Source organism: Spirosoma luteolum, assembly GCF_054778875.1.
In genome coordinates this window covers 472,377-493,554 of record NZ_BAAGZE010000003.1, presented here as the reverse complement: position 1 = coordinate 493,554, position 21,178 = coordinate 472,377, and the positions used below count along the sequence as shown (strand labels likewise).

General features: G+C 57.1%; 17 protein-coding genes. 8 read left to right on the top strand and 9 right to left on the bottom strand.

Annotation, left to right across the window (positions count from 1 at the left end):
• Positions 1-53 precede the first annotated feature (53 nt).
• The gene (locus ACYVAC_RS04670) at positions 54-989 is read left to right on the top strand and encodes a homoserine kinase (RefSeq protein ID WP_461096419.1); all 936 of its coding nucleotides are present in this window, start codon (positions 54-56) and stop codon (positions 987-989) included.
• Here the strand turns inward: ACYVAC_RS04670 and ACYVAC_RS04665 are convergent.
• Both ACYVAC_RS04665 and ACYVAC_RS04660 read right to left on the bottom strand, forming a co-directional pair.
• Positions 986-2,236, bottom strand: a complete 1,251-nt coding sequence (locus ACYVAC_RS04665; RefSeq protein WP_461096418.1) for a lytic transglycosylase domain-containing protein — start codon at positions 2,234-2,236, stop codon at positions 986-988. The genes ACYVAC_RS04670 and ACYVAC_RS04665 overlap by 4 nt on opposite strands.
• Before the next feature lie 254 nt (positions 2,237-2,490).
• Entirely contained in the window at positions 2,491-3,162 is a 672-nt protein-coding gene (locus tag ACYVAC_RS04660; protein ID WP_461096417.1) for a DUF6134 family protein, read from the bottom strand.
• A 49-nt stretch (positions 3,163-3,211) separates the two neighbouring features.
• On the opposite strand from ACYVAC_RS04660, the gene ACYVAC_RS04655 reads away from it, so the two are divergent.
• On the top strand, positions 3,212-5,572 hold the full coding sequence (locus ACYVAC_RS04655; protein ID WP_461096416.1) for a glycoside hydrolase family 20 protein: 2,361 nt from the start codon (positions 3,212-3,214) through the stop codon (positions 5,570-5,572).
• A 15-nt stretch (positions 5,573-5,587) separates the two neighbouring features.
• On the opposite strand, the gene ubiG is transcribed toward ACYVAC_RS04655, so the two are convergent.
• Positions 5,588-6,361, bottom strand: a complete 774-nt coding sequence (gene ubiG, locus ACYVAC_RS04650; RefSeq protein WP_461096415.1) for a bifunctional 2-polyprenyl-6-hydroxyphenol methylase/3-demethylubiquinol 3-O-methyltransferase UbiG — start codon at positions 6,359-6,361, stop codon at positions 5,588-5,590.
• Between the two features lie 113 nt (positions 6,362-6,474).
• Here ubiG and ACYVAC_RS04645 point away from each other — a divergent pair, with 113 nt between their 5' ends.
• A complete protein-coding gene (locus ACYVAC_RS04645) occupies positions 6,475-7,941 on the top strand; it encodes an APC family permease (RefSeq protein ID WP_461096414.1) in 1,467 nt (488 codons plus the stop codon).
• A gap of 73 nt (positions 7,942-8,014) precedes the next feature.
• Positions 8,015-9,364, top strand: coding sequence for a peptidoglycan DD-metalloendopeptidase family protein (locus tag ACYVAC_RS04640; RefSeq protein ID WP_461096413.1), 1,350 nt, complete (start codon positions 8,015-8,017; stop codon positions 9,362-9,364).
• 6 nt (positions 9,365-9,370) lie between these two features.
• Here the strand turns inward: ACYVAC_RS04640 and ACYVAC_RS04635 are convergent, their stop codons facing one another.
• The 4 genes from ACYVAC_RS04635 to atpA form a co-directional block, all read right to left on the bottom strand.
• Complete coding sequence (locus ACYVAC_RS04635) at positions 9,371-9,718, bottom strand: hypothetical protein (RefSeq protein WP_461096412.1); 348 nt, start codon at positions 9,716-9,718, stop codon at positions 9,371-9,373.
• Between the two features lie 98 nt (positions 9,719-9,816).
• A complete protein-coding gene (locus ACYVAC_RS04630; RefSeq protein WP_461096411.1) occupies positions 9,817-10,386 on the bottom strand; it encodes a DUF4136 domain-containing protein in 570 nt (189 codons plus the stop codon).
• Positions 10,387-10,718: 332 nt separating this feature from the next.
• Complete coding sequence (gene atpG, locus ACYVAC_RS04625) at positions 10,719-11,603, bottom strand: ATP synthase F1 subunit gamma (protein ID WP_461096410.1); 885 nt, start codon at positions 11,601-11,603, stop codon at positions 10,719-10,721.
• A 108-nt stretch (positions 11,604-11,711) separates the two neighbouring features.
• Positions 11,712-13,286 (bottom strand): F0F1 ATP synthase subunit alpha, encoded by a 1,575-nt coding sequence (gene atpA / locus ACYVAC_RS04620; RefSeq protein ID WP_461096409.1) that lies wholly within the window; start codon positions 13,284-13,286, stop codon positions 11,712-11,714.
• 354 nt (positions 13,287-13,640) lie between these two features.
• On the opposite strand from atpA, the gene ACYVAC_RS04615 reads away from it, so the two are divergent.
• The 3 genes from ACYVAC_RS04615 (at position 13,641) to ACYVAC_RS04605 (ending at position 16,878) form a co-directional block, all read left to right on the top strand.
• Entirely contained in the window at positions 13,641-14,405 is a 765-nt protein-coding gene (locus ACYVAC_RS04615; RefSeq protein WP_461096408.1) for an FKBP-type peptidyl-prolyl cis-trans isomerase, read from the top strand.
• Positions 14,406-14,508: 103 nt separating this feature from the next.
• Positions 14,509-16,584 (top strand): carboxy terminal-processing peptidase, encoded by a 2,076-nt coding sequence (locus tag ACYVAC_RS04610; protein ID WP_461096407.1) that lies wholly within the window; start codon positions 14,509-14,511, stop codon positions 16,582-16,584.
• A 54-nt stretch (positions 16,585-16,638) separates the two neighbouring features.
• Entirely contained in the window at positions 16,639-16,878 is a 240-nt protein-coding gene (locus ACYVAC_RS04605) for a hypothetical protein (RefSeq protein ID WP_461096406.1), read from the top strand.
• Between the two features lie 8 nt (positions 16,879-16,886).
• Here the strand turns inward: ACYVAC_RS04605 and ACYVAC_RS04600 are convergent, their stop codons facing one another.
• On the bottom strand, positions 16,887-18,284 hold the full coding sequence (locus ACYVAC_RS04600) for a vanadium-dependent haloperoxidase (RefSeq protein WP_461096405.1): 1,398 nt from the start codon (positions 18,282-18,284) through the stop codon (positions 16,887-16,889).
• 165 nt (positions 18,285-18,449) lie between these two features.
• Here ACYVAC_RS04600 and dnaG point away from each other — a divergent pair, with 165 nt between their 5' ends.
• A complete protein-coding gene (gene dnaG / locus ACYVAC_RS04595; RefSeq protein ID WP_461096404.1) occupies positions 18,450-20,507 on the top strand; it encodes a DNA primase in 2,058 nt (685 codons plus the stop codon).
• Positions 20,508-20,712: 205 nt separating this feature from the next.
• Here the strand turns inward: dnaG and ACYVAC_RS04590 are convergent, their stop codons facing one another.
• A complete protein-coding gene (locus ACYVAC_RS04590; RefSeq protein ID WP_461096403.1) occupies positions 20,713-21,117 on the bottom strand; it encodes a hypothetical protein in 405 nt (134 codons plus the stop codon).
• Positions 21,118-21,178 lie beyond the last annotated feature (61 nt).

Below are 21,178 nucleotides of genomic sequence, written 5' to 3'. Positions count from 1 at the left end.
GTTTTCCAGCCCTAAATCAGTAAACTTGCAGCCCTCAAGTCGCTGTCCTGCCTGTGAAATCCATTCGTGTGTTTGCCCCTGCTACCGTAGCCAATGTGGCCTGCGGATTCGATATATTTGGTTTCGCCGTAGCCAGTCCTGGCGATGAAGTAACGCTGACGCTGACCGATACCCCCGGGGTCCGAATCACCGATATAACGGGTGACGAGGGGCGGCTGCCGCGCGAAGCCCACCGCAACACAGCGGGGATTGCCATCCAGACCTTCCTTAAACACATTGGCCGTACCGACCTTGGCGTCGACGTGGTGCTGCACAAACAGATGCCGCTGGGCAGTGGGCTGGGCTCCAGCGCGGCCAGTGCGGTTGCTGGTGTGTATGCCATCAACGAACTGCTCGACCGGCCGCTGGCTACCATCGACCTGCTGCCCTTCGCCATGGAAGGCGAACGGCTGGCCTGTGGCTCGGCCCATGCCGATAACGTTGCGCCGTCGTTGCTGGGGGGCTTTGTCGTTATCCGCAGCTACGCTCCGCTCGACGTTGTGCGGATCGATACGCCGGCATCGCTGGTCTGTACCATTGTTCACCCCGACATCGAGGTAAATACCAAAGACGCCCGGTTTATCCTCAAAAATGAGGTGTCGCTTAAAAACACCATCACCCAGATGGGTAATGTGGCCGGGTTGATTGCGGGGCTGATGACGCCCGATTATAACCTGATCAGCCGCTCACTTGTCGACGTAATCATTGAGCCGGTGCGCTCGATCCTGATTCCTGAATTTAACGAAGCAAAAAAAGCGGCTATCGATACGGGCGCGCTGGGATGCAGCATTTCAGGGTCGGGCCCGTCGATGTTTGCCCTGAGCCGCGATGTCGAAACGGCCGAACGCGTGGGGGCTGCCATGCAACAGGCGTTTCTGGCGGTAGGAATTCTGAGCGAAGCCTACGTTTCCGAAATCAACCAGCAGGGCCCCCGTGTACTGCCCGGCTAAAGTTGTTCCCAGTTCAGGCGCCAGCCTTGCAGTTGCCCCGGTACCGAAACGCCCGGCTGGTGGGGCAGCTCGGTTGCTATAAGCGACAGTTCAGTCGTCTGTCGTGTCTGCGCGCTGGTAAGCCGGTCCGTGCGCAGAAAAACGCGGCCACTCGGGTCGTGAATCAGTTCGACGTGTGCCTGAATCAGATCGCCCACCGCAAACTGCCGATCCTGCAGGGTAATGGCTTCGACCACCTGAAACATACAGAGCTGACCGACCTGCAGGCTGCCTTCGCTGAGGCAGCGGGTTTTGAGCTGCGTAATCCGGACCGGTGCCGCCGGTGCTACTGGAGCCGGTCGGGGCTCAACCAGCGGCTCGGGCACTCGCTGGGTACTGTCGATCAGAAAGGGCGTAGCCGCAACGTCGGCCAGTTGCCTTACCTCGCCGAGCATGGTCTCCCTGGCCAGGGGCGGGGTTGCGGGGCCGATGCGGAACGATGCCAGAATGTTGCTGCGCTCGGAGTCGGGCAGGGGCGGGGCGGTTGTCAGCGACGCCAGGGCTGTGGGCGTCAGCTGGGCGGTGTAGCGTTGCGGACGCGTAAACAGCTCTTTCAGCACCACGGCCTGATACAGATAGGTTTTGGTTTCGTTGGCTCGATAAGGGAGCGCCATGGGGTGCATACCCGGATACTGCCGGGTAAGCTGCTGAATGTAGTTGGGGCCGGCGTTGTAGGCGGTGGCTACCAGCATCCAGGACCCAAACTGGGCGTAGAGTTCGTTGAGGTAACGGCAGGCCGCATGCGTTGATTTGCGCAGGTCGAACCGATCGTCGCGCTGGCCCGATACAGTCAGGCCGAGGGTGCGGGCGGTGCCGGGCATAAGCTGCCAGAAGCCAGCCGCGCCCCGATGCGAAATGGCCTGATTGGAAGCCGCACTCTCAAGCAGGGGCAGAAAACGAAAGTCGACCGGGATGTGGTGCTCGCGTAAAATGGAATCGACAACGGGCAGTACCACGTCGGCCCGGCGTTTGATAGCCGCCAGTGTTTTGGCCAGGGCCGCCTGCCGGACCAGGGTCGATGCCCAGCGCGGGGCAATGGCCGGATGATCAGTCGGAACCGACTCTCCGCAGAAATCGACGGGTTGCTCTGTGCCGGATTCAGCAGCGGGCGTATTCAGCGCCAGAAAGGATTCGGATTGGGCCGAGGCCGGCAACACAGTCAATACAGTGCCGCTCAGCAGGGCGGCCGTCAACAGACGAATCAGCATAACAGGTTCGGTTACGATGGGTATGCGCACTATCCGTCTGGTTTCCCAAACGGCATTCGATACTCGTCGCGGCTCTCCTCCTGAATCTGATCTGCCCGTTTGCCTGCAGCCGCCTAAAACAACACGTATGTCTGGAAAAGCTGGGCATCTGCCGCCCCTGCGGGTGGGTGCCAACGGGGTAAAGCTAGTCGATCCAGCCCGTAAAACCAAACCGGCCTGCATCAAGGAGCTGGCTGTTAGGGGTTTGTGGGTGTCTAATCGAGACGTTTGATGATAAAATTTTTAAGCGAGTTATGCTTGACAACCTTCGTCAGGACGCCTTTTTCGTAGACATAATCGTCCTGCCGGTCGTCGAGGGTGGCTTTGTAGGTGCCCGGACCAGTGGGCGTGAAGGTGAAATAATCGCCAAAGTATTCGGCGTATATGCGCGAACGGCCCACTGGTTCGGCAAAATAAAGCGAAGAGATGGTGAAGTCGATGGGCGCGGTTTCGGTGGCCTGGTGCTGGTACTTATACTGGTTGGCCGTGATACTATAGCGGTCGCCCTGCCACTCGGTTTTCGAACTGTAGTTGCCCTTGTTGGTGTGCGCATCGACCGTCGAGCGCATTAGTTTTTTACCGACAAACTCGTTGATGACCTTGTAATAGACGGTAACGGTGTAGACCAGCAATTTGACCTTGACGTCGCTGATGAGTGTGTAGGTGGTTCGGTTGCCCGTCATGGGCTGCCGGACGGCAGTCATGGTGCCTACCCGGATACCGGCGATCTCGATGCTGTAGTGATGTGTTTCGGCGGGGGGAGTGGTCTGGGCCCGGGCTGCGGGGCTGGCCAGCGCCAGCAGCAGCAGGCCAGCTGCACAAACAAGGGGTAAGCGGGTCACCGCTGCCAGCGGTTTCAGGTTGGCTGTATAAGAACGAAAGGGCATGAAAAAAACAGCGTACTTTTGATGGATCAATTCGAGACGAACCCGATTCATGCAAACCCGATTCAGGCCGCTAGTTATCTTTTTTTTAGTTATAATCCATACCGGCTGGGCGCAGACCACCGACCGCTATCCGATCATTCCCCGCCCGGCCCAGCTGCAGGCCCGTACCGGCGAATTTTTGGTGAGCCGCACGACTACTGTGCTGGTACCACCGGGGCAAACGGCGCTCCGCAGCCTTGCCGACACGTTTGTGGCGCAGCTCAATCAGGCGGGGGGGCTGGGGCTGACCGTTCGGGTGGCTAACCGCATGGCTGTGCCCGGCAACATCATCCAGTTTATACCCGCTACCGATACGACGCTGGGTAAGGAAGGCTATCGGATCGATATTACCGACAAGCTCGTTACGATCGAAGCAGGCCAGGCCAACGGGTTTTTCTACGCGGTGCAGACCCTGCGGCAATTGCTGCCCGCAGCTGCGCTGGCCGATCGGCGCGCGGTGCCCGACAGTGGCCTGACGACCTGGTCGCTACCCGCCTGCCGCATCGAAGACCGGCCGCGCTACGTGTACCGAGGTATGAACCTCGATGTATGCCGCCACTTTTTTCCGGTGTCGTTTCTGAAAAAGTACATCGATTTGATGGCGCTGCACAAGATCAACACCTTCCACTGGCACCTGACCGACGATCAGGGCTGGCGTATCGAAATCAAGAAATACCCCAGGCTGACGCAGGTGGGCAGTGTTCGGCGCGAAACCTTGGTGGGGCACTACGATGACTACGATCCGCAGGTATTCGATGGCAAACCCTACAGCGGTTTCTACACGCAGGACGAAATCCGGGAGGTGGTTCGCTACGCGGCTGCCCGCTACGTAACGGTGGTACCAGAAATCGAAATGCCGGGCCACGCGCTGGCGGCTTTGACGGCTTATCCCGAACTGGGCTGTACGCCGGGCCCCTTTGCCGTGGCTACCAAGTGGGGCGTTTTCGATGATGTATTCTGCCCGACCGAAAAAACCTTTACGTTTCTGGAAAACGTGCTGACCGAAGTGATGGCGCTGTTTCCGGGCAAGTATATCCATATCGGGGGCGATGAGTGCCCCAAAACCGCCTGGCGTAACAGTGCGTTCTGCCAGAACCTGATGAAGCGCGAAGGGCTGAAAAACGAAAACGAGCTGCAGAGTTACTTCATCCGGCGTATCGACAAGTTTGTGACCGGTAAAGGCCGCCGGATTATCGGCTGGGACGAAATTCTGGAAGGGGGGCTGTCGCCCAATGCTACCGTAATGAGCTGGCGCGGTACCAAAGGGGGCCTCGACGCGGCCCGGCAGCACCACGACGTGGTCATGACGCCCGGTGCTTTCTGCTACCTGGACCACTACCAGGGCGACCCGGCGCAGGAGCCGACTGGCTTCGGCGGCTCGCTGCCCCTGGCGCAGGTGTACAGCTACAACCCAACGCCAACCGAACTGAGCGCAACCGACGCCACGCATATTCTGGGTGTACAGGGCAACGTCTGGACCGAGTATATTCCATCGGTCGAGCAGGCCGAATACATGATCTGGCCCCGGGCGGCTGCCCTGGCCGAAGTGGCCTGGAGCCCGCTGGCGCTTAAAAACTACGATGATTTCGCGCGTCGGCTGCCCGCCCTGTTCGGCCGGCTGACGAGCCTCCGTGTCAACGTTGCCCGCACTGTCTACGACGCGATTCCGGTCGGTAAGGCAACGGCCGATGGGCGCGTGTCGATCTCGCTGTTGCCCGAAACCCGGCCAGCGGGGGTAACCGACATTCGCTACACCACCGACGGAACCCCGCCCACCAATACGTCGATGCGCTACACGGGGCCAATCAGTATCGACCAGCCGTCGACCATTCGCACGGCCGCCTTTTCGGGCGATTTAGCGGTCAGTCGGCCGGATAAGGTGCAGAAGGATTTTCTGGTGTCGAAAGCAACGGGCAAGTCCTACACCCTGCAGTATCCGGCCACAACGGGCCGCCCCGATAAAAACCAGCCGCTCACCAATGGCGTAACCGTGGGCATGGGCGGCTACGAAGTGGTCGACATTGTGTCGTTTGCCGGCGATTTTGGGGCGACGGTCGATCTGGGTCAGGTGCAGCCGGTGCAGGGGGTTCGGGTGGGCTTTTTGAAATATACGGCCAAGAACATGTGTCTGCCCAGGCAGATCGAGGTGTCGGTGTCGGCCGATGGGCAGACCTTCACGCCCGTCAGCACGGTAAAAACCAACGCAGCCGAAAACGGCAAACGCGCCATTGTGCGGCTACCCGTCGATTTTGCGGCTACGTCGGCGCGGTACGTCCGGATTGTGGCCCGCAACGTAGGAACCGTGCCGGCCGGGATGCGTACGCCCGGCAAGGCGGCCCAATTGGCTGTCGATGAAATCGAGATTCGCTAATACCGGATGGGTGGGTCAGGCTTTGCGGGCCCACCCCATATAGCACAGACTGGTGTCGCGGCCTTCGCGCATGGTCATGCGTTCGCCCAGCTGCCGGAACGTCCACTGCCCGGTGGTGCGCCGGCGCAGGTACACGAGCGTGTTCAGGACGTTATAGCCCGCCACCATACCACGGGTCTGCTGGTTGTGCAACCCCACATCCTGGAAGAGTCGGTGCAGTTCGGCGGGCTTGATAAAGCGGTCGTAGCGGTGCTGATCGGGTTCCATAAAAGCCCACCGGGGCCAGTCCTGCGCAATCTTGATGAGAAAAAGCCAGCTGAGCCAGGTTCGGTTGATGGTGTCGTAGAGAAACAACCCGCCCGGTCGCAGTACCCGACTGATTTCGGCGATCACGGCCGGCAGATCGGTCACGTGTTCGAGCACATCGCAGCAGGAGACGACATCGAAACTGGCATCGGCAAAGGGCAGCCGCTCGCCGGCCCCGACGCGGTAGTCGATGCGCAGTTGTTGCTGATCGGCGTGGCGCTGCGCCGTGGCTACCGAGCTGGCCGACGGGTCGATGCCGGTAACCACGAAGCCCAGTTCGGCAAAGGCTTCGGCCAGTATGCCACCCCCGCTGCCCACATCGAGCAGCTGCAGCCCCGCCGGGTCGACGCCGGTTTCGTGCAGAACGCGTTTAAAGAAGCCCACCCGAGCCGGATTGACCGAGGTCTTCAGCATGTAGAATAACTGGTCGGGATTCCACCAGATGTCGTGGTCGGCGTCGTAAACGGTGTTGTTGGTGGTCATAGGCAGAAAGAAACAGCTGGCAAAGCTAGCACGGAGCGCCTACAGAATCTTGTCGTCAAAATTGGTTTTACGCCTAATCGCTTGCTTCTTGTACACTTCATCACCCACGAAACATGGCGGAAACACTACAAACCGACGAAAAAACCGAATTTAAACGGTCGCTGAGCCTGCTCGATTCAACCCTGATCGTATCGGGTTCGATGATTGGCTCCGGCGTCTTTATCGTATCGGCCGATATGGCCCGCAACCTGGGCGCGTCGGGCTGGCTCCTGGCGCTCTGGGTACTTACCGGCCTGCTGACGGTGGCTGCTGCCCTGAGCTATGGCGAACTGGCCGGCATGATGCCTAAAGCCGGTGGCCAGTACATCTATATCCAGCGGGCCTATAACCGGCTGGCGGGCTTTGTCTACGGCTGGACGGTTTTTGCCGTCATCCAGACCGGAACCATTGCGGCCGTGGCCGTGGCTTTTACAAAGTTTTCGGCCGTTTTCATGCCTGCCCTGGGCCCCGAAAATGTGCTGCTGGCCCTCGGCCCGATCAAGGTGACGCTGGGATCGCTCTACGCCATTGGCAGCGTGGTCTTGCTGACCTGGCTCAATAGCCGCGGGGTCGAGAGTGGCAAACACATTCAGAATCTGTTCACATCGGCCAAACTGATCGCGCTGCTCGGACTGATCGTGGTGGGTATAGCGCTGGGCCTCAACAGCGGACTGCTATCGGCTAACCTGACCAATGCCTGGGATGCCAGTACCACGACTACCGATGGTGTTACCCTGCCTCTGGCGGGTATGGCGCTTGTGCTGGCGTTCGGAACGTCGATGGTGGGGTCGCTGTTTTCGGCCGATGCCTGGAACAACGTAACGTTTATCGCGGGTGAGATTCGGAATCCCCGGCGCAACATCCCACTGGCGCTGTTTTTCGGCACCCTGATCGTGACTACCATTTATTTTCTGGCTAACGTTTCATACCTGTCGCTGCTGCCGCTCAAAGGGTCGCCTACTGCCGTCGATATCGTGGGGCGGGGCATCCAGTTTGCCGAAGCGGATCGGGTTGCCACAGCTGCCGTGTCGACCCTGTTTGGGAATGTGGCCGTAGCCATCATGGCCGTGCTGATCATGATTTCGACATTTGGCTGCAACAATGGCCTTATTCTGGCCGGTGCCCGGCTGTATTACGCTATGGCCAAAGATGGTTTGTTTCTGGAGCAGGCCGCACACCTCAACAAAAATGCAGTGCCGGAGCGGGCCCTGTGGCTGCAGTGTATCTGGGCATCTATTCTCTGCCTGTCGGGCAAGTACGGTGACCTGCTCGATTACTGTACGTTTGCGTCGCTTTGTTTTTACATCATCACGATTGCAGGCCTGTTCCGGCTCCGGCGCAAAGAGCCTGACACCGAACGACCATACCGTGCGTTTGGCTATCCGCTTGTGCCGGCCCTTTACATCGGTGCGGGGCTCGTGATCTGCCTGATTCTGCTCTATACCAAAACGTTCAACACCGGTATGGGGCTGCTCATTGCGGGGCTGGGCGTACCGATCTATTTCTTTACGACCCGGGGTCGGTCGAACCCTACGGCGTAGCTGGCCGGCCGTACAGGCGGTTTTCAGGCTTGCGCAAACCACAGAACCCTGTCCCTGCGTTTACTACGGTGTTATGAGAGTCAATTTACTAAACCGGTTAGCGCTGGTTGCGCTACTGGCTGCCTGCCTGGTATCATGCACAGGCCTGGGCCCCACCGCTACATTCTTCAAACCTACATCGCCCCACGATCAGTATGGGCAGTCGCTGAAAGAAGCCCGACTGGACAAAACGGCCATGGGTATCGACTGGCTGCGTGCCGCCGAACGCGCCATTCAGGATTCGGTAACGATCAATGTTCCCTACCGCGAGAGCGGCTACTTCAGTGCCAGCAAACCCATGGCCGTGGGCTACCGCCTGCGGGCACAGCGGGGCGACCGGTTTCTGGTAAAGGTGGAAACCGTGAGTCAGCAGCGGGCACAGGTGTTTATCGATGTATTTGCCCTGGACGAAGGCAACAAACCAGTGCTGGTTGCAGCCTCGAAAGCCGATACCAATGTGCTCAACTGGGAACCCCGCAAAAACCAGGCTTACCTCATCCGGGTGCAGCCCGAACTGTTGCGGTCCGGACACTTTACCATTGCCATTACGCGGGAGCCCGCCCTCAGCTTTCCCGTGCAGGGCAGTACCAGTAAGCAGATTGCCAGCTATTTCGGCGCCCCCCGCGAGGGTGGACGCCGGCGGCACGAAGGCGTAGATATTTTTGCGCCCCGGGGAACACCTCTGCTGGCCTGCGCCGATGGTACCATCAGCGGAGTTGGCACCAACCGACTTGGCGGCAACGTAGCCTACGTGGTCGACAACGAACGGGGCATTCGCATCTACTACGCCCACCTCGACCGCTGGAACGTAACCAACGGCCAGCGCGTCAGCCGGGGCGATACGGTTGGTTTTGTGGGCAACACCGGTAATGCCCGAACGCTGAGTCCGCACCTGCACTTCGGAATTTACAACAACGACGGTACGGCTACTGATCCGCTCCCTTTTATCCGCCTGGGACGCGGCCCGGCCCGGCAGCCGCTACTGTCGCCTGCGCGGCTGGGCGACTCGATCCGTGTAGCCGCTACCCGAACTTCGGTCCGCAAGGCGCCCGCCACGAGCGGTGCGGTGGTCGAGGAGTTGCCCAAACAGGCGGCTATGACCATTACGGGGGGCACTGACCTGTGGCTGCGGGTCGAAACACCGGGTGGGCACATTGGCTACGTCAATGCTGACGCCACCGAGCCTGTGGGGCGTCCGTTGCGACAGCTTACCCTAACCAGTTCGCGGCCGTTACTGGACCAGGCCAACGCTATGGCGGCACCGATCACTACCTTGCCTGCCGGAACAACGGTTTCGCTGCTGGCCAGCTATGGTGGTTTTCAGCTGGTACGGGCAGCGGGCCAGCAACCGGGCTGGATCAGCGCGCCCGTTCCGGGTCCCTAAGCTGACCTAAGGGTTTGTAACAGGCCAGCCCGACGCATCGAGTTCGACAGGAGCAGCGAGGCCCGGCTCGACATCGGCTGGCATTGGCGCCGTATCCGTGGGCGACAACAGGCGTCTGACGGGGGGAGCGTCGGTCGTAGGCAGCAGCTCGTCGGGGTTGCATTTCTCCAGCCGGTCCCGGAGGGTGTCAATCTGTCCTTTCTGTTCACTCAGATTCCGGCGCAACTCCAGCGTCTGATCGGCCAGGTGCTGATGTCGATTGTAAGCAACCCACAACAGCGCAACGATGCCCAGCAGTAGCACAAACACTACGGTGAGCAACGAATAGACTGTTTCCTGGCGGGCTGCGGGCATAATGAATATGTAATCATGCAAAGAAACAAAAACCACTGCGCATAGAAAAACCCCCGGACGGTTGAGCCCGGGGGTTTTTTTTATGGTCGCTGCACGACTTACCGAGCGGCACCGTAATCCTGACCGGCGCTTTCGGGGAAGTTTTTCATGATGCTGGTTACCGTTTCGCGGAATGCCTGATCGCGATCACGCTCCTTGTTGCGGTTGTTCAGCTGGCCGGTGGCCCAGCCCTGCCAGACGATGTCGTTGGTACGGGCATCCAGCACATTGATCACCACCCGGTTCTCTTCGTACTGACGCGAGTAAACGTTGTTGCCCATGCCGCCGTACCACCACGAATAAGGCGAATACATATTGTTCGACTGGATCTGCTGCCGGTCGCGCGAGTCCGTAAAGAAGCGAACGATCAGGTCAGCTTCACCCTGCTGCACGGGTTTGTAGCCCCGCGCCTGAAGCGATTGCTCGAGCGCATCGGCAATCCGGCGCTGGTTCAGGTTGCTGCCCACAATAGGGTCAGCGTTGCGCTGCCGGTCGGCCTCAATTCGATAAGTCGAAAATTGCCGAACGTTGACTTTGGGGTCGTAGTCGTATTTAACCGTGATAGCCGGGGCGCAGGACGCCAGCGTACCGACGATAAAGAGACTGCTGATTATGCGGTTGAGGTTCATGTTGAAACGCGTTGATTGGGTTTTTACGACTATCTAACGTATGGCTGGCCGTCGTTTGTATAGCTTACCCAAATAACGGTGAAAGCGTTGCATTGGTTCCGGTTTTTTAATGCATATCGGGGGCTTGAGCGATGCACAAGATGCTGATAATCAGCATGTTTAATATCTGGTTAAAACCACTGTGGCTCAGCCTGACATCCGAAGCATATGCAGGTCGCTCGGGAATCGCCGTTGCGGCATAAAAAATCCCGCCGGTCAGCTGATCAGCGGGATTTGATTCGTTCCTGCCACCATCGGAACAACCGGGGCAGGCTGGTATAAAAAGCAATGCATTAGGCACTGGCCAGCGCTTCGGCGCCACCCACGATCTCGAGAATCTCGGTCGTGATGGCGGCCTGACGGGTCCGGTTGTAGACCAGACGCAACTGTTTGAGCAGTTCGCCGGCGTTTTCGGTTGCTTTATCCATGGCCGTCATCCGCGCTCCATGTTCGGAGGCATTCGAATCGAGCACGGCTTTGTAAAGCTGAATTTTAAGCGTCTTCGGAATCAACTCCGTTACGATTTCTTCTTCCGAGGGCTCGAACGTGTAGTTGACTGCCGTAGCCGCGCCTTTGGGGGCTTCGGTTGCTACGATCGGCAGCATCTGCTCCGTCCGGACAATCTGCATGGCTGCGTTCTTGAACTCGTTATAAACGATATCGACCACATCATACAAACCACTCGAGAAGCCATCCATGGCTTCTTCGGCGGCTTTCCGAACGGTGCCGAAGTTCAGCGTGCCAAACACATCCATATGGTTGGTGTTGACCGCAAAGCCACGACGCTGAAAAGCTTCGGCTCCTTTTTTGCCGATGGCCATGATCTGTACGTTACCCTGGCGAGCCTGAGCACTGTACTTCTCGTTGATCAGGGTCAGGGCGGCTTTCACCACGTTTGTATTGAAGGCCCCGCAAAGCCCCCGATCCGACGTGATGACAATCAGCAGCACCCGATCGACAGACCGAGCCTGCTGGTAGGGGCTCTCCAGCGCGGTTTCAGCCCCGGCCGATACAGTGCCGAGCATCTGGCTCAGCTTCTGCGCGTACGGACGTAGCTGCGTAATGTTATCCTGAGCCCGGCGCAATTTAGCGGCCGCCACCATTTTCATGGCTTTGGTGATCTGCTGGGTTGAGTTAATAGACGCGATGCGGGCGCGTACTTCTTTCAGTGAGGCCATTGTCTGTTTACGGTTTTCAGTTTACGGTTTTCGGGCGACCATCAACTGAGGCAGCACTTGTCTGCACGCGCCAATGATTTTCTGAAAACCGTAAACCGTAAACTACTTTTAATATTGGGCCGACAGTTCAGCCGCTACCTTTTTCAGTGTAGCCGTTCCTTCGTCGGTCAGTTTGCCGGCGCGCAGTTCGTTCAGTACGTTGGGGTATTGAGCGCTCAGCACCATGCCGAACTCGCTTTCAAACGCTTTCACTTTGTTGACGGGCACTTTATCGAGCAGACCGTTGGTCGACGCGTAGATGATGGCTACCTGCTGCTCAACCGCTACGGGCGAGTACTGCGGTTGCTTCAGCATCTCCTGGTTCCGGCGCCCCCGTTCGATCGTCAGTTTGGTCGAAGCATCGAGGTCCGAACCAAATTTGGCGAAGGCTTCAAGTTCGCGGAACTGAGCCTGGTCGAGTTTCAGCGTACCGGCTACTTTCTTCATCGACTTGATCTGGGCGTTACCACCTACGCGCGATACCGAGATACCTACGTTGATGGCTGGCCGGATACCCGAGTTGAACAGGTTCGATTCGAGGAAGATCTGACCGTCGGTAATCGAGATTACGTTGGTTGGGATATAAGCCGAAACGTCGCCCGCCTGGGTTTCGATGATCGGCAGGGCCGTCAGCGAACCACCACCTTTGACCTTACCCGCCAGACTGGGGGGCAGATCGTTCATGTTTTTGGCGATATCGTCGTTGGCGTTGATTTTAGCAGCCCGTTCCAGCAGACGGCTGTGCAGGTAGAATACGTCGCCGGGGTAGGCTTCGCGTCCTGGTGGCCGGCGCAGCAGCAGCGATACTTCGCGGTAAGCTACCGCCTGTTTCGACAGATCGTCGTAGACAACCAGGGCCGGACGACCTGTGTCGCGGAAGAACTCGCCGATGGCCGCACCGGTGAAGGGGGCAAAGAACTGCATGGGCGAGGGGTCCGACGCGTTGGCGGCTACGATAACCGTGTACTCCATAGCACCGGCTTTGCGCAGCGTAGCTTCGACCTGTTTCACCGTCGACGCTTTCTGACCGCAGGCAACGTAGATACAGAATACGGGTTCTCCTTTGTCGAAGAATTCCTTCTGGTTGATGATCGTATCGATGGCGACAGCGGTTTTACCCGTTTGCCGGTCACCGATGATCAGCTCGCGCTGGCCGCGGCCGATGGGGATCATGGCGTCGATAGCCTTGATACCCGTTTGCAGCGGCTCGTTTACCGGCTGGCGGAAAATAACGCCCGGCGCTTTACGCTCCAGGGGCATGGCGAACAGCTCGCCCTGGATGGGACCCATTCCGTCGATCGGCAGACCCAGCGTGTTGACAACCCGGCCCAGAATACCGTCGCCAACGTTGACGTAGGCAATCTGGTCGGTCCGCTTCACGGTATCGCCTTCTTTGATCTCCGAATAGTCGCCGAGCAAAACGGCTCCGACGTTATCTTCTTCGAGGTTCAGCGCCATCGCCTGAAGGCCGTTCTCGAAGGTGAGCAATTCACCGGCCTGCACCTTCGAGAGGCCGTAGATACGCGCTACGCCGTCACCGATTTGCAGCACCGTACCGACTTCTTCGAGTTCAGCCTCGGTCTGGGTTCCGGCCAGTTGCTGGCGCAGGATGGCTGATATCTCGTCGGGTCTTACGGATTCCATATGTCTATGATGAAATTGAAACGATTGATTTTAGGCCGCAAAGGTACGATTAAAACTTGATAAAAACTTGTTACTCCCCTGGTATCAGGGACTGAAAGTTAGACTTTTCCGGGAAATTGCGCCCCAATGGTTCCTCCGTTCGTACGGCATCCCGACCAGTTGTCCGGCTTCTGCCCCCTATAGCCCCGTGTCTGTACTGAAAAACCCCGAAAAAGCAATAGATTTATACGGGGTTCGGGGCTCTGGCCAGGTATGATATATTTTCGTAAAAACTCATTCAGCCAAACTTTTCGTTTACCCGACTACGTTTTACCCCTGTACAAGTTTGTTAACATTCACCCGTTTCACATTCGCATGAAGTTCAACTCATGGCTGCTGGCCAGTATGGCATCTACTGTTCTGATGACTGGTACCGCAATGGCTCAGGCTAAAAAGCCTGCTCCCAAAAAACCAGTAGCCGCTCCTAAAGCTGCCCCTGCCACCTCGATGGCCGGTGGTCTTAAAACCTCGCAGGATTCGATCAGCTACAGCATTGGCGTATTTATGGCGCAGAACCTGAAACAGCAGGGTATGACCGATCTGAATCAGGCACTGCTGGCCCGGGGGCTGCAGGATGCCATGAGCGGCAAGCCTACCCAACTGACTCAGGAGCAGTGTGGTAATGTGCTCAACGCCTACGCCCAGAAGCAATACGCCATTCGGAACGCCGAAGGCATGAAGGTGGCCGCCGAAAATAAAAAGGCGGGCGACGCATTCCTGGCTCAGAATAAAACCAAGTCGGGTGTGGTTACAACGGCCAGCGGGCTGCAGTACAGCATTGAAAAAGCGGGTACGGGCGCTAAACCAACCGCTTCCGATCGGGTTAAGGTACATTACACCGGGCAGCTGCTCGACGGCAAGGTGTTCGACAGTTCGGTTGAACGCGGACAGCCCGCCGAATTTGGCGTGGGCGAGGTGATCAAGGGCTGGACCGAAGCGCTGCAGCTGATGCCGGTGGGATCAAAATGGAAACTATACATTCCGGCCGAACTGGCTTATGGCGACCGGGGTGCTGGTGCTGATATCAAACCCGGTTCGACACTGGTGTTCGATGTCGAGCTACTGGATATTATTAAGTAGTCACAACGTGTGAAGGAGCCAATCAGCATCCGTGCCAGCGCATTGCCAGAATGAGGTGGCACGGATGCCCGTTTACTTATTCGCCATTAACCGGTCAAAACTGATGAAGAAGTATCTGGTGACCCTGGTGCCCGTGCTGATGCTGAGTTTTCAGATGGACTCACCATCGGGCGGCACGCCTGTGCGTACGGTTCCTGTAACCTATGCCGAAGGTGATCTGAAACCGACTGTTTCGCAGGAAAAGGTGGAGACACTCGTCGCTAAACTGCTGACCACCTACCACTATCGGAAGGTAGCGCTCAACGACTCGCTGTCGGCGGTTGTCTGGGACAATTACCTTAAAGAGGTCGATGGCAGCAAGACCTACCTGCTGGCGTCGGATGTGGCTGCGTTTGAAAAATACCGCGATCAGATCGACGATGCGCTGGTCAATGGCGACCTGACCGCTCCGTACGAACTTTACAACGTTTTCCGGAAACGCTACCAGGAGCGCAGTGCCTTCATTCGGGAGCAGCTCAAGAAGCCGCTTTCGTTTACGACCGACGAAACGTTCAATACCGACCGGGAGAAGGCCGCCTGGCCCAAAACGGTTGAGGAACAAAACGAACTGTGGCGCAAGATTCTGAAAAACCAGGCGCTGGAACTGAAACTGGGCGATCGGAAAGACAGTGCCATCGTGGCGCTGATGACGCAACGCTACACCAACCTCGACAAGGCGATCAACCGCATCAAAAGCGTCGACGTGTTTCAGATGTATATGAACTCGTTTGCCGAAGCGCTCGATCCACATACCAACTACCTTTCGCCAACCAATGCCGACCGGTTCAATCAGGAGATGAGTCAGTCGCTGGAGGGTATTGGGGCCATGTTGCGTGAAGACGGCGACTACATCCGGATCACCGACGTACTACCCGGCGGTCCGGCTTTCAAGAGCAAGTTGCTGGTGAAAGACGACAAGATTGCCGGCGTAGCCCAGGGCGATAACGGCCCTATGGTGAACACGATGAACTGGCAGGTCGATGAAGTTGTGAAACTGATCAAGGGACCTAAAGGGACCGTGGTTCGCCTGCAGGTTATTTCGCCCAATGCCCTGGCCGGTGCTCCACCCAAAGAGATTCGGCTTGTTCGCGAAAAAATCAAGCTCGAAGAGCAGCGCGCCAAAAAAGAGGTTATCGAAGTAACCGACAATGGCAAAACGCTGAAGATCGGCGTTATCAATATCCCGATGTTCTACCGTGACTTCGAAGGCGCCCGCAAGCGGGAAGAAGGGTTCAGCAGCACCACCAGCGACGTGAAAAAGTTTGTGGAAGAACTGAAAGCCGAAAAAGTATCCGGTATCGTGATCGATCTGCGCGATAACGGGGGTGGTTCGCTAACCGAAGCCATCGATCTGACGGGCCTGTTTATTCCGAAAGGCCCCGTAGTGCAGGTGAAAGAATCGACCGGCGAAACCGAAGTTTATTCCGATAAGGATGGTGGTGCGGTAGCCTACGATGGTCCGATGGCCGTTCTGGTCAACCGGTTCAGCGCGTCGGCTTCGGAGATTTTCGCAGCAGCCATCCAGGACTACAAACGCGGAATCATCGTTGGTGGGCAAACTTATGGCAAAGGCACCGTTCAGACGCTGATCGATCTGAATCAGTGGCTGCCTAAGGAGCCCGAAAAAGTTGGTCAGGTGAAGATGACGATCCAGAAATTCTACCGCATCAACGGTAGCAGCACACAGCACCGGGGGGTAACGCCCGATGTGGAACTGCCGTCGGCTTTCTCGGCCGAAGAATACGGCGAAAGTTCGCAGCCAAGCGCTTTGCCCTGGGATCAGATCAACTCGACACGCTACGATCAGTCGCGGGCAATCGACGATAAAATCCTGACCCGGCTCCGGAACCGTTTCGATCAGCGGCTAAAATCGGATCCTGAATTAAAGCAACTGGCGCAGGACCTGTCTGATTTCAAGAAGGCAAAAGAAAACACCGTAGTTTCGCTTATGGAGTCGAAACGCCGTAAAGAGCGCGAAGATGCCGAGCGGAAGCGGTCGGCGGCTACGAAAGTGTCGCAGATGACGGCCCCGGTCGATGAAACGGGCACGGCGGCACCGGCGGCAGCCAAAAAGAAAAAAGATCCGTATCTGAACGAAGCGGGTCTGGTACTGGCCGACTACATCCTGGCCGTCAAATAAAGAGTTCTGGTATAAAACAGCCCGGTCTGAGAAGGCCGGGCTATTTTTTTTGTCATGTGGTATTTTCAAATCCGGCAGTCGGGCGTCGATTACGAACAGTACAGACAGCTACAGCAACTGGCCGAACTGACCGAGGTGGAACTCTTCAATGAGCCCTACGAAAACTGGTATCTGTTCAGTGTCGACAGAGACCAGTACCGCACCTTTGCCGATACCCTCGATCGGACGGGCATTGCGTATGAACTACGCAGTCACCGGCCTCAGCGGGATGAACTGCTGGCCATGATGCGCTAGAGCCATCGTTATTTCTTCCAGGCGAGTGCATTCACGTTGGCCCCAATCTTTTTGCCCTCGGCCAGCCCCGTTTCGTTATCCTGTTTGGTATGAATGGCACCGAAGAACCGCGAATCAGCTGATTCCTGTGCCGCTTCGGCAAACGAGCCGAACGTGCGAACTTTGAATTCCACGTTTCGTTTGGTGTCGGCCGCCCGGCCTACGTGTGAGTCATCGGTAAAAAAGAATTTAGGGCCATACAGATCCGTCAGCACCGCGGCCGCGGCCGACGATTGCGTAGCATGACCCGATGAGTAAGATGGGAACGGTGGAGCAGGCCAGAAGGGCACCCAGGTTGGGTCGATGGCCAGCCGCACGTAGGTGTAGGGGCGCATCAGGTTATAGGTGTACTTACAGCGCCAGCACAGCACAAACGCGTCGGAGACCGCAATGCCCGTACGCGCCAGCGTTTCGGCCGCTTTGGCCAGATCAGCGCCGGCTGTTTTGATGGCAATTCGGGCGATGTTGTAGGAATGGCCGGGCGGGGTAAAGGTCTCCCCCGGATTATCTGACCACCAGAGGGCAATTTCCTTTTCAGTCTGTGTCAGCACTTTGCCCTTGTCATAGACTGCTTTGTACTGCGCAAACGTTGCCGACTTGGTATCGGTTGAGAAGGGGAGAGGCTTTGGCATAGCCAGCGCATGGTTAGCTGACAGGAAGGTACGGTTCTTGCCCCAGTACGGCTGCATCGGAATCTGCTGGCCGTTTTCGGTGGGTTGCCACATGCCGGCGCCCGTTGGCACCACATACGACGCAGGGAAATTACGCGTATACCCTTCGTGTCCGCCGTCGGTCTTCGACCAGTCGAACAGGGCCAGGGCCACCGCCTGCCCGAATGCAGCCGAACGGACGTTAACGCTATCGTCGGTGGCCTTGAACTCCAGCCGCAGCGCATTTTCCAGCGAATCGATCAGCGCCTTGTTTGTGGCACTGGTAGTTGGAAACAGGTTTCGAAGTATGGTTGCTTCGGCCGCATTGGCGCTGATGGCCCAGTTGTAGGTGAGGTTAGGCGCTGGGGTTGGTAAGGTCTGCAGCCCCTGCAGCTGACCGGCCAGCGACTGATGATCGGCCATGCCCGGTACAACGGCTTCGTACAGGGCCAGACTCCCATAGCCAAACGCCCGGGCTGCCACGGGTGGTGTATAGCCGGCGGTGGTGCGTGTCAGTTTCAACTGCAGATCGGCCCATTTCAGGGCTACATCGGCTGCATACTGGCTGGTTGCATTACCCAGGGGTTCGGTAGGCTCAACGGAGTCTTTACGACAGGCCTGAAGGCTTACTAACAGGACCAGGCTTATACCCGTGAGCCAGCCTGTGGAGCGGAGGTGCCTGTCTGGTCGGAGAAAGACAAAAAAGCGTGTCTGCATAGGTAAGTCAGTTGATACGTACGGTCCGTGAAGGTGAGTTTGCTAGCACCACGTCGCAAAAATGTTGCCAGTCGACACCTGCTTTTATAGCCCCGGCCCGGGCTGTCTGGGAGGCTTACGCAAGTTTCGGCGTATCTTTGATAGACCGTACCAACCCTATAGTTTATGCGTATTCCTGAGGAGACTGTCGAGCGCATTCGTCAGGCCAGCGACATTATCGAAGTCGTAAATGATTTCGTTTCGCTTAAAAAGCGGGGGTCTAACTACATTGCCTGTTGCCCGTTTCACAACGAAAAGACACCTTCATTCAACGTCAACCCGGTTCGGCAGATCTACAAGTGCTTTGGGTGCGGAAAAGCAGGCGACTCGGTGCGGTTCGTGATGGATATCGAGAATATCGGTTACGGCGAAGCGCTGCGTTACCTGGCCAAAAAGTACGGTATCGAAATTGCCGAACAGGAGCAGACTCCTGAAGAGTTGCTTCGGCAAAATGAGCGTGAGAGTCTGCTGATTGCGCTGAATTTTGCCAAAACCTACTTTCAGGAATTGATCCAGCAGTCCGACGAAGGACAGAGCATTGGCCTGAGCTATTTTCGGGAACGTGGGTTTTCGGATCCGACTATGGCGGCTTTCGAACTGGGCTATAGCCTCGATCAGTGGGACGGCCTGCTGCAGGAAGGCCTGCGCCGGGGCTACACCCAGGAGATGCTCGAAAAAGCCGGCCTCGTTCTGATCAAGGACGGCGATCCGGGTGGCAAACGGAAAGTATTCGACCGGTTTCGGGGGCGGGTCATGTTCCCGATCCATAACGTGTCGGGGCGGGTCATTGCTTTCGGCGCCCGCATCCTAAAAACCGACAAAAACCAGCCTAAGTATCTCAACTCGCCCGAAACGGCCGTATACCACAAGAGTCAGGTACTATATGGCATTTTTCAGGCCAAGCAGTCGATCCGGCAGGAAGATGTCTGTTTGCTGACCGAAGGGTATACCGATGTGATCTCGCTCCACCAGGCGGGTATCCGAAATGTAGTGGCCTCGTCGGGTACATCGTTGACAACGGAGCAGATCAGGCTTATCAGTCGTTTTACGCAGAATGTAACGATCCTCTACGATGGCGATGCCGCAGGTATCAAAGCGGCTTTACGGGGGCTTGATATGGTACTGGAGGAGGGGCTCAATCTGCGGCTGTTGCTGTTGCCCGATGGGGAAGACCCTGACAGCTATGTGCACCGCGTTGGCTCAGACGCCTTCAAAGAATACATAAAGACCCACGCGCAGGATTTTGTCGACTTCAAAGCCAGTCGTCTGCTGCTGGAGGTAGCCAACGACCCGCTCAAACGTGCTGAGGCCATATCGGACGTATGTGCCAGTATTACCCGTATTCCGGACCCGCTGAAGCGGCAAACGCTGTCGCAACGGGTGGCGCAGGTATTTCAGGTAAGCGAACAGACGGTTATTACGGAAATCAACCGGCTGCTGCGCAAGCAACAGGAGCAGGCCGGCAAAGAAGCTACACGGCAGCAGAACCGACAAGCGCCGGGTGGTTCGCCCGCCGGCCCCGCCGACATGGCCTCTACAGACGCCATCAACGCGCTGTTGCACAGTGTCGATGGCGATGGGCCTCCCATCTTTCTGGATCCCGATGACAGTCCGCTGCCGGTTTCCGAAACGCGTCAGCCCCAGATTCGAACACCTATATCGTATCAGGAGGAAGAATGCATTCGCCTGTTGATCAATTATGGGGCCCGCGAACTGGAACCAGGTATTACGCTGTGCCAGTACGTGCTGAGCGAATTGCACGAGATCGACTTTCAGACTCCGCCTTACAACCTGATCCTGACGCTCTATCGCGAAGCTTATAGCCGCAATGAGATATTGGTAGCCGAGGATTTTCTGAGCCAGCGCATCAGTCGTGAGGACGCGATACAGCAGCAGGCAATCAACCTGACTACGCCCCGGTATGAGATTAGCGACGGCTGGATGAAACACGAAATCTTCGTGCCGTCGGAGCAGGAGATTGGCATACTGGCCGATGCGGCCTACCGGAATATTCTGCGTATCAAAAAAATACTGGCTGAACAGCGTATGGCCGAACTACAGCAGCGACTCCGCGATCGGTCGACCGGGCCGGATGAAGCTGACCGGCTCATGGTCGATTTTATGAACATGAAGCGGGTCGATATGGAGATATCGCGGCTATTGGGTACTGTGATCTCGGGTTAACTAATCGATTGCCAGCGTCCCTGTTCCGGCTCGTCTGTGTACTTAGGGTAGGCAAAATGGCTGAACTGCCAGTCTATTGGTAGCGCTCAATTGAGGGGTGGTATATTCTAGTGTCTGCGGTGTAGTAAAATTTTACTACGTTTGACCATAAAAAAAGCTCTCCGAAGACCGGAGAGCTTAACCTTTATAGAAGGGAGGGTGAACACTAAGCTTGTGCAACATTCTTCGTTGACACCGACATGACTGGTGTATTGGTTAACTGGGCGTCGATCTCACGGTTCAGTTCGGCCAGCAGCCGGGCGTGCGAGTGGATCTGGCTGGGTTTCGACGGCATTGCCGACCGGCCTTGTTTGTGCGTATTCATGTCCAGCAGCAGCGTCATTAATACATCACTCATGTGCTGACGCAGCGACATCAGCTGACGCAGTCTGGTGCGGTCGGCGCTGGCCTGCCGGCGGCCCAGCCGCTTCATTGTATCGATTAACTCATTCAGCTTTGCGTACCGCTTGTGGAACTCCTCTGTCGCTTCAACCCAATCCATGATCATATTCTGAACTTCGAGGGTAGATGCCTCGTAAGCTACCGATGATGATTGTTCCTGACCTTTCATACGATACGTTGCTTAAGCAGCTGCTGTTTGTTTCTGACGATCAAAAGTAGACCTTGTTATA